The sequence below is a fragment of the Rubrimonas cliftonensis genome (assembly GCF_900107585.1).
In the GTDB taxonomy this organism is placed as follows: Bacteria; Pseudomonadota; Alphaproteobacteria; order Rhodobacterales; family Rhodobacteraceae; genus Rubrimonas; species Rubrimonas cliftonensis.
Map to the genome: position 1 here is coordinate 1 of NZ_FNQM01000047.1, position 8,046 is coordinate 8,046.

Sequence of the window (8,046 nt, forward strand, 5' to 3'; positions counted from 1 at the left end):
CTCGCGGACCTCAGGGGAGAACTTGTTCGTCGTCTTGCTCATGGGGCGCCATCCTACTCAGAAGTTGGAGCCTCCGGCAGACCCGGCGCGGTTCAGTCCGCTCGGGGCTCGACCCTGTCGCAAGTCGGGGCTGCTGCGGATGAATGGCCGGACCGGGCCGGACGTGACGGAGCATGGCAGCGCGGTCCGGTATCGTCGAGAACTCGCCCGGCCCTTTGCGTTCGGCCATCTACTCAGGAGTGATCTGGCGGACCAGCTGAACCATCAGGTCATGGCGGATAACCGCCGCACCGCTCGGCTGCCACTTCTTGTTGTCAGCAGCACTCTTGCGATCAATCCGTTCCCTCGCCATTTCGGCCGAGATGGTGCCGCTCCGACCACGCTACTTGAAGAGGTGTGTTCGAGAGCCAGAGTAATCGCCGCTCAGGAGACACGACAGTGACCCCGCTTGTCCATTCGACTTCCTCCAAATGGTACTGTGAAGGGCGGCAGGCATCTTATGTGCAAGTTCGAAAATCCCCTGGCGGTCTGCTTGATCTCGTTGAACTGGCGCGCCCGGCCGGGGACATGTCTCGGCCAGCGCAGCCAGATCTTGTCTTACACGAGGACTTGCTTGGCGGAAGCCGCATTCACGGCGACTCGGGAGGTGGATCTTTCGATGTTAAGAGCACGAAGGGCGATTTGGGTCTAGATGCGCCGGACTTCGCTCACACGATGATGATGGACACCAGTCACCGTGTTCGCGCCCTTTCTTTCTGTCTGGCGCAGTGGAAGAATGTGTATGAGGAAGCTACTGATGGCAGGGGTTCGTTGGAGCGCATTCGACTTTACAGAGGTCCGTTTCGATCAATCGCCATCCAGTCAGTGCTCCGGAACTTGTGGGCTCTCAGTGAAGAGGAGGGGGCGCCGTCGCGTCTGCTAGCGCGGGCTGCTGGCTGCGAAATCCTCGCCGAACTGTTTCGGTTGAGCGGTGCTTCGTTCACGCCAGCAAGAGGCGGCCTCACACCATGGGCAGAGCGGCGTTGCCTCGACCTGATGCATGCCCGTTTCTCCGAAGACGTCAGCCTCGACGAATTGGCAGCCGAGGCGCGACTCTCTCCATTTCATTTCGCCCGGATGTTCAAGCAGAGCGTCGGCATGCCGCCACGCATGTATCTGACACGATTGAGAATGGAGAAAGCCCGCGAACTCCTCGAGTTGACGGATCTTCCCATCACCAGAATCGCCCTCGAGGTCGGGTACTCATCAAACCAGGTTCTAGCCCGCGTGTTTCTCAAGCATCAGCGCATAAGCCCCTCCGACTATCGCCGCGCGGTCCGCGATCCTGCGCGTTCCATCGCGACGCGGTGACTTTTTTTGACGCTGGTTCTAGGTTTGGAGTTCGGAGAAGGTCTGCCGCAGCTTGATGCCGTTCCTTATAAAGGCGCGCCCGCAATCCAAAATTCATAAACTGGCCGCACGTAATTTCCCCAGTTTTTCTCAAGGCGGTCCAGCGCTCAGCTGAACCCACGCCCGATCAAAGGAAGATCTTGCAGCATGTTTTTGAGATTCAGGGAGTCCCAGGGCATGTGTTCTGCGATTGTCAGGCCGACGATATCTGCTTCATCGGCGACATCGTTAAGCACGCGGGTGACTTGATCGATCCGCATGCGACCATGAGGTGTACCGTGCGGCATTGGGATTTCGGGGTTTGCGAACAGGAGGGAACGAAAATAATGTGGATCCAGAACGTCGAGGTCGAAATGGATGGCAACCTTTCTTGCGCCGGTGGATTTCAGCCACTCGATGACAGGAGCGCTTGTGTCAGCCAGTTCTTCTGGGCCCGCACTGCGCAGCTGCAATCGCTCGAAGAAGCTCGCTTCGAAATCTCTTATCTGAGCCCACTCCGCACCGGTCTTCCTCATGCCCGCGAACATCACGTTATGAGGCTTTACCGGGTGGCTTACATTCTTCAGAAAGTCGGGATCTCCCTCACCTAGGAGGCTTCCCATCACCATTGCATGCGCATTTTGAAAAATGTCTGGTGTCATTATATCGGGGTGTGTATCTAGCCAAAGAACTGCCAGCTCGCCATCATAGTGCTTATTCAGGTAAGCAAACGGGGCAAGCGATACGCCGCAATCGCCGCCCAAGACGATGATCCTGTTGGGGCTATGCTTATCAATTGCTCTATGGACTTCTTCGATTTGCGACTGGAGGGACGTGCGTCCCACAATTCCGTTCTCGTTCTTTAAAGGCGTGCCGTCGAAGGGGACTATCTCGATCTTCTCGACCGGCCCATCAGCTGGTGGTGCAAGCCATTCCAGGAGCTCGCTGCCGAACGTGTACGGCGGATTGTTTCCGCCCTGCCATTGCGGGAACAGCAGTCTCAGGGTCGTCTCGACTGGCTTCGCCATAGCAGTTTTCCTTTCAAGGATTGGTTTAGGATTCTCTGATGAACTCAGACGAGCGAGCAACAGGGTGCAGGCAATTGCGGAAGGACAGGATCTCATCCCCGGTTATTTCAAGAAAGGTGAAGTCAGCTTAGCGAGCGGTTCCGGGCAATGCGGCGCGGAAGCTGCCGACTTGGTGCCGTTATTGCTGTCTTCTCGCCTAACGAATCCGGACCCCTCCGTTGGATTGATCAACTGCTAAACTCACGGCCTCCCTCGCGCGGCGGACGACGAGGTTGATCCCACACCCACCGCCTGCGCGACCGGCCGCCTACCGCGCCCGACGGAGCACCTCGCGAGTGGCCGAAACCGGGAAACTCCCCACTGCGACAATCGACTGCGGCGCCCGGCTAATCCCCGAGTGGGCCGGTGCTTCTCAGCTGTTGCGCCTGAAATTTTCTTTTGCGACATCGAGCGCCCGCTTCGACACTCTGCGCTCAAAGGCATCTTTCGCGCTGACACCGCCGACGGTCGAGATGCGCGCGTTATGCTTATGCAGCAACCGCAGTGCGATTGCCGGTGGCAGCGGCAGGATTGGTGGTCGAGTGGCCGCAGTGGCCCCGCTTCCGGCGAGGGATCGGCGAGACGCCCGCAGCAGCGCGAGACCGCCATCGTTACGCCTCGCGCCACACGAGCACCCAAGGCCAGCATCTCGCGGAAAGCGCGTCACAAAACGAATGCCCGCGGGTCATCGCCATGACACAGGCCGCGGCTAGCCAAGGCCCCTGTCAGCCCGATCAACCTGTTCATCAGGAGCCACCATGTCGCAGAACGCTTCGATAACGGCCGGGGTGTTGGACGCGTTTCGTGTCCTCCCCTACCAGCAGCAGCCGACCGCCGAGGGGATGCTGCTGACGTGGTTCACGAAGACGGACGAAGCCGGGGACGTGATCATCTCCGGCGGAGACCTCGAGGCGCCGATCACGCTCTCGTCTGACCCGGCGCTGCAGCCGCTGCTCAGCTACATCGAGCCGGAGCTGGCCAATGCCGCGGTCAACGCGTACCCGCTGTTCGACGGTGAGAATTACAAGCATAGCGTCCGTATCGAGGGGCTGTCCGCCGGGACGACCTACACCTATTCCGTGACGCAGAGCGGCGAGACCTTCGAGGCGACGGTCCGAACGGCGCCTGGCGACGATTGGGGCCACATCCGTTTTGTGGCGCTGGCCGACAGCGAAACCGAACCGCTCGGCGCCACCCAGGTCCGCGACTGGTCGGAAGGCGCGCAGGCGGACGGCAGCCTTGGCCGTCCCGACGACCTGCCCAAAGACGGCTCCGACCGTGACCTGTATCTTCTCAACCAGACCGACGGCTACGCACAGAACCTGCGCATCATCGGCGAGCGCGACGCGGATTTCGTCGTCATGCCGGGCGATCTCGTCCAGGGTGGCGGCTATCAGCTGGGTTGGGACGAGTTCTTCCGGCATAACGCCGGCGTTTTCGACCAGGTGCTGACGGACCGCCCGATCATCCCAGCCCTCGGGAATTGGGAGAACTTCGCCGCGGTGAACGGCGGCTACGGGATCACCGAGGATTTCAACGCTGTCGCGTTCTCCCGGGCCAAGTACAAGACATATTTCGACATGCCGTCCAACGGCACCGACAGCCACCAGGACAATTACCATCGCATCGATTACGGCCCGATCACAATCATCACGCTCGACAGCTCCAACGGCGAGCCCGACGTGGCTGGCAGTGACCGTGGCGACCCCACGGCGCCGAACACCGACACCAACGTCAACATCGACGCCGAGACCTACCGCGCCAACAATGCGGGCCCAGAAAGCGACGGCACCGACCTGTCCGACTTCAACGAAGGCTCGATCCAGGCCGCGTGGTTGCGCGAACAGCTTGAGGACGCGCGCGCCGAGGGGCAAATCGTTTTCGTGCAGTACCACAACGCTGCGTATTCGAGCGGCGCCGCCCACTCGATCCCCAACGCCGGACTCGACGGTCTCGATGCCCGGTCGAGCGGCCAGGCGGGAACGCCGCTGCGCCAGTTCACGCCGCTGCTCGACGAGTTCGGCGTCGTTGCCGTGTTGTCGGGCCACACGGAGATCGCCGAACGGTCGTTCGTCAACGCCGACGATGACGCCATGGGCGTAAACTATTACGATGTCGGCATCGCCGGCGACGGCATGCGGGGCACACGACCCGACGCGGACGCGGAGATCACCAACCCGTTCTCTGAATGGACCGCTGACAGGGACAGCGGCGAGCTGTGGCGCGAAGTCACCGACCGCGACGGCGAGACGTACGTTCAGCTGGTCGATGGCGGCAAGCATTATGGCCACCTCGAGGCGAACCTCTATCGTCTTGGCGAAACGTCAGTGATGACGCTGCAGATCGCCTACAGCTTCCCCGACCTTGATGCCGACGGCTCACTGATCGGCAACACCGAGCGTCGCATTTACGACGACGTGCAGCTCTTCACCTTCAATGCCGACGGCACGCCGGCGACGCAGGAGACTGTGACGCTGATCGAGGGCGACGCAAGCCGCAACACGCTGACCGGCACCGACGGCGCCGACTTCATCATCGGTCGCGAAGGCCGCGATGTGCTGACGGGCGGCGACGGCTTCGACGCCTTCATCTTCGAAGAGATCACCGACGCCGGCGACCGCATCACGGATTTCACCGTCGGGCAGGACGTGATCGATCTGTCCAGCCTGCTGGGCGGTCTGGGCCTGGACGGCGACGATCCCATCGCCGACGGCGTGGTGACGTTCCGCGGTCGCGGCGACGACAGCTTCGTCTTGGTCGATGTCGACGGAGACGGGCCAGGCCGGGCTCGCACGCTTGTGCAGGTCGATGATGTCGACGTCGACACGTTGAGCGACGCGGCGAACTTCTTCTTCTGACCATCCACGCCGCGCCGACGGCGGCGCGGCGCAACCCGACCATCCAAGCAAGGGCTACGCATCATGATGAAGACGCACATCGCCGCCACGCTAGCGGCTGCCTTGGCCGCGGCGCCCGCGGCGGCGGCGACTACGACGGTGTTCGTCGTGGACGCCGACATCACCGTGACGTCGGGCGATCTGTTCGGTCAAACCCTGTCGGCGCAGGCTGTGGCCGACCTCGCCGGCCTCGCGGGAGTGGGAGAGGAATTCATCCCGGTGCAGCGTTTGCGCTTCGACTTCGGCGGCGAGACCTATACAGAGGCCGACGGCGACGCGGAGCTGGCCTATTTCGACAACGCGTTCCTCGGCCTCAGCTTCAGCGTTGACACGCCGGACGCCTTCTCCTTCATTCCGGGCTTCTTCTCGGTGGACGAGGCGTTCTTCAGCTATCAGGGGCTGTCTGCGGACGGCGATGGCGACATCGCCTATGCCGTCGCCCCGATCCCCCTACCGGCGCCATTCGCGCTTCTCGCCGTGTCACTGGCTGGTCTGGTAGCCCTGCGCCGCAAGGTCTGAGTCTGGCGACGCGACGAGTTCGCGATTGGCTGCTCTGCGCTTGTCGGACCGACCCGCCTATGGCAGGTCGGTCCCGCCAAAATTTTGTGACCTCGTGCTCTGCATCTGCCCCACTGGGGCGCTCGTTGATTGAAACTCAATGTGGGACGTTTCCGAAGGTGGGGGCTTCATGCCGCGACGGGCTTGTTTGCGAGGCGTTGGTTGAAGTGGGCGGTGCGGACCTGGAGGACGTTGAACGCGCCTTGCTCTGATCAGCGCGTGTGCTGGGTGCGGGCCATTCGGGCGTTGACGAGGTGGTCGGCGCCGCTTTCGACGAGCGAAGTCGCCACGCGCTGTCCTGTCCGATGGCGCTCGGCATAGTTCACCAATCGCGCCTGCGGGTTGGCGACGTACGCGACCATCTTTTTCATGGCGCGGCGTATGGTGCGGTTGCACTGGGCGCGGCCCTTCCGCATCGGCTCGTCGGGGTGCGCCCGCAGTCCTGCGCGCACCGCGCGGCTGGCGTCCATGGCCGCCGTCTTGTGACCATTCCAGAGCCGGTGGCGCATGCGCTCGAGTGCGTCGAGCACCTCCTTCTTGCCCTTTGCGACGGCGGGATGGCTCTCGTTGATGGCCCTTGCCGACGCCTCAATATGGCGGATGCGCATCGAGATGTGGAACCAGTCCGAGATCGGCAGGTCCGACGCCCCCAGCTCCCTCGCTGCCCTTTCGACGGCCGCCGCAAGCTTCTCGATGTCGCACCCGATTGCAGATCGCGTCGTCGACGCCAGTTGTGTAAGGCAATAAAACTCAGCAATGGACAGAGAAAATGTTCGATAGCGTCACGCGCGTCGATCAACGGTCGCTTGACCGCCATGCGGCGCCAAAGGATTTCTCCGATCGCCTCGCCCTGCGGATCGTGAAGACGATGCGGGTTTTCGCAGACGCCTTCTTCGCGAAGCGCTATGGGCATCGGGCGGTGGTTCTTGAGACCGTCGCCGCCGTGCCTGGCATGGTGGGTGGACTGCTCCAGCATTTGAAGGCCGTCCGTCATATCCGCGAGGACCATGGATGGATCCGCGAGCTTCTGGATGAAGCCGACAATGAGCGGATGCATCTGATGGCCTTCATTAAGATGGCCCAGCCAACGGTGGTCGAGCGCTTCGTGATCCTGATCGCGCAGGCTGTCTTCTTCAATCTGTACTTCTTCCTGTATCTGTTCGCGCCCAAGACGGCGCACCGCGTGGTCGGCTATCTCGAGGAGGAGGCGGTCGTCAGCTACACGCAGTATCTCGCGGAGATCGACGCGGGCCGGCAGGAGAACGTGGCGGCCCCGCAGTTGGCGATCGACTACTGGTCGCTGCCGTCGAACGCCCGCCTGCGCGACGTCGTGATCGCAGTGCGCGCTGACGAGGCGGCCCATCGCGACACAAACCACGGGTTCGCCGATCAGCTTGCTGCAGGGGCTGGCCCGGGTGCGCACTGACCCCGATCACGCCATTGATGAGGCCGTGATCGAGATCTTCATGGTCGCGGAGGGTCGGCGCTCCATCATAGGCCGGTGAACAGTCGCGAATGGAGACGAAAGATGGGCCTGCTCTCGAAGCTTGTCGCGGTGAAGGCGACCCTGATGGGTCTAGGCGTGGGTGTGGCAGGCGGCATCGCGCTCGCGGCGGCGGCGCATGCGGCCATAGCGATCGACAGCCGCAAATGATCCTCAGGCTCGCGGCGAACGCCGCCGTTCATGCCGTCGGCGGGGCGGTGATGGGCGTGACGGTGGTCATGGCGGCTTGCACGCTGGCGCAGACTGCGGCGCGTGGGTTCAAGCGTTCCGGCGCGGCCCCGGGTCCCGCAAACCCCCGATCGGGCGGCGGCCGCAATGACCCAGCGTGAGAATGCGGATCGGCGTGGGAAGCTGCGGCGGCTCAAACTCTGGATGGGGGCGAGTTTTCTCGCGCCCCTGGCGGCCGGCCCGCTGATTCTCCTCGCGCAGGCCTGGATCGGCTGACGAGGGCCGCTGGCGCCTGGGACTGATTCGCGACGACGCCAGGTGACGCCGGCGCCCAATGCTCGGCTGATCCCCAATGCAGAAAAGCAATTCGTGTGGCTCTAGCCAAACACGGCTATGTTGCGCAAAGGTGGCTGGCGGAGGGATTCACGTCGCGAATCCAGCGTGATAGCCGGGGTGGATGAGCAAGCCGACACCCCCGACGTAC

Annotated in this window: 8 protein-coding genes; 6 read left to right on the top strand and 2 right to left on the bottom strand. The window is 62.6% G+C overall.

Translation table 11 applies throughout. The annotated features are described in order from the left end of the window. The first annotated feature begins 438 nt into the window (after positions 1 to 438). Positions 439 to 1,350 (top strand): helix-turn-helix domain-containing protein, encoded by a 912-nt coding sequence (locus BLW43_RS21915; protein ID WP_093256892.1) that lies wholly within the window; start codon positions 439 to 441, stop codon positions 1,348 to 1,350. Positions 1,351 to 1,496: 146 nt separating this feature from the next. Here the strand turns inward: BLW43_RS21915 and BLW43_RS21920 are convergent, their stop codons facing one another. Then, positions 1,497 to 2,396, bottom strand: coding sequence for an arginase family protein (locus tag BLW43_RS21920; protein ID WP_093256895.1), 900 nt, complete (start codon positions 2,394 to 2,396; stop codon positions 1,497 to 1,499). 797 nt (positions 2,397 to 3,193) lie between these two features. Here BLW43_RS21920 and BLW43_RS21925 point away from each other — a divergent pair. Then, entirely contained in the window at positions 3,194 to 5,293 is a 2,100-nt protein-coding gene (locus BLW43_RS21925) for a metallophosphoesterase (protein ID WP_093256899.1), read from the top strand. Between the two features lie 66 nt (positions 5,294 to 5,359). Further along, the gene (locus BLW43_RS21930; protein ID WP_139284200.1) at positions 5,360 to 5,851 is read left to right on the top strand and encodes a hypothetical protein; all 492 of its coding nucleotides are present in this window, start codon (positions 5,360 to 5,362) and stop codon (positions 5,849 to 5,851) included. A 251-nt stretch (positions 5,852 to 6,102) separates the two neighbouring features. Here the strand turns inward: BLW43_RS21930 and BLW43_RS21935 are convergent, their stop codons facing one another. Further along, complete coding sequence (locus BLW43_RS21935) at positions 6,103 to 6,498, bottom strand: hypothetical protein (protein WP_093256904.1); 396 nt, start codon at positions 6,496 to 6,498, stop codon at positions 6,103 to 6,105. A gap of 161 nt (positions 6,499 to 6,659) precedes the next feature. Here BLW43_RS21935 and BLW43_RS21940 point away from each other — a divergent pair, with 161 nt between their 5' ends. The 3 genes from BLW43_RS21940 to BLW43_RS24645 all read left to right on the top strand — a co-directional run bounded on the left by BLW43_RS21940 (position 6,660) and on the right by BLW43_RS24645 (position 7,838). After that, the gene (locus tag BLW43_RS21940; RefSeq protein WP_093256907.1) at positions 6,660 to 7,316 is read left to right on the top strand and encodes an alternative oxidase; all 657 of its coding nucleotides are present in this window, start codon (positions 6,660 to 6,662) and stop codon (positions 7,314 to 7,316) included. A 102-nt stretch (positions 7,317 to 7,418) separates the two neighbouring features. After that, positions 7,419 to 7,544 (top strand): hypothetical protein, encoded by a 126-nt coding sequence (locus BLW43_RS24640; protein ID WP_281243603.1) that lies wholly within the window; start codon positions 7,419 to 7,421, stop codon positions 7,542 to 7,544. Between the two features lie 165 nt (positions 7,545 to 7,709). Beyond that, positions 7,710 to 7,838, top strand: coding sequence for a hypothetical protein (locus BLW43_RS24645; RefSeq protein WP_281243604.1), 129 nt, complete (start codon positions 7,710 to 7,712; stop codon positions 7,836 to 7,838). Positions 7,839 to 8,046 lie beyond the last annotated feature (208 nt).

Coding starts and splice junctions, on each gene's coding strand:
- BLW43_RS21920 (WP_093256895.1), bottom strand. CDS start 2,396: ATGGCGAAGCCAGTCGAGACGACCCTGAGACTGCTGTTCCCGCAATGG.
- BLW43_RS21925 (WP_093256899.1), top strand. CDS start 3,194: ATGTCGCAGAACGCTTCGATAACGGCCGGGGTGTTGGACGCGTTTCGT.
- BLW43_RS21930 (WP_139284200.1), top strand. CDS start 5,360: ATGAAGACGCACATCGCCGCCACGCTAGCGGCTGCCTTGGCCGCGGCG.
- BLW43_RS21935 (WP_093256904.1), bottom strand. CDS start 6,498: ATGCGCATCCGCCATATTGAGGCGTCGGCAAGGGCCATCAACGAGAGC.
- BLW43_RS21940 (WP_093256907.1), top strand. CDS start 6,660: ATGTTCGATAGCGTCACGCGCGTCGATCAACGGTCGCTTGACCGCCAT.
- BLW43_RS24640 (WP_281243603.1), top strand. CDS start 7,419: ATGGGCCTGCTCTCGAAGCTTGTCGCGGTGAAGGCGACCCTGATGGGT.
- BLW43_RS24645 (WP_281243604.1), top strand. CDS start 7,710: ATGACCCAGCGTGAGAATGCGGATCGGCGTGGGAAGCTGCGGCGGCTC.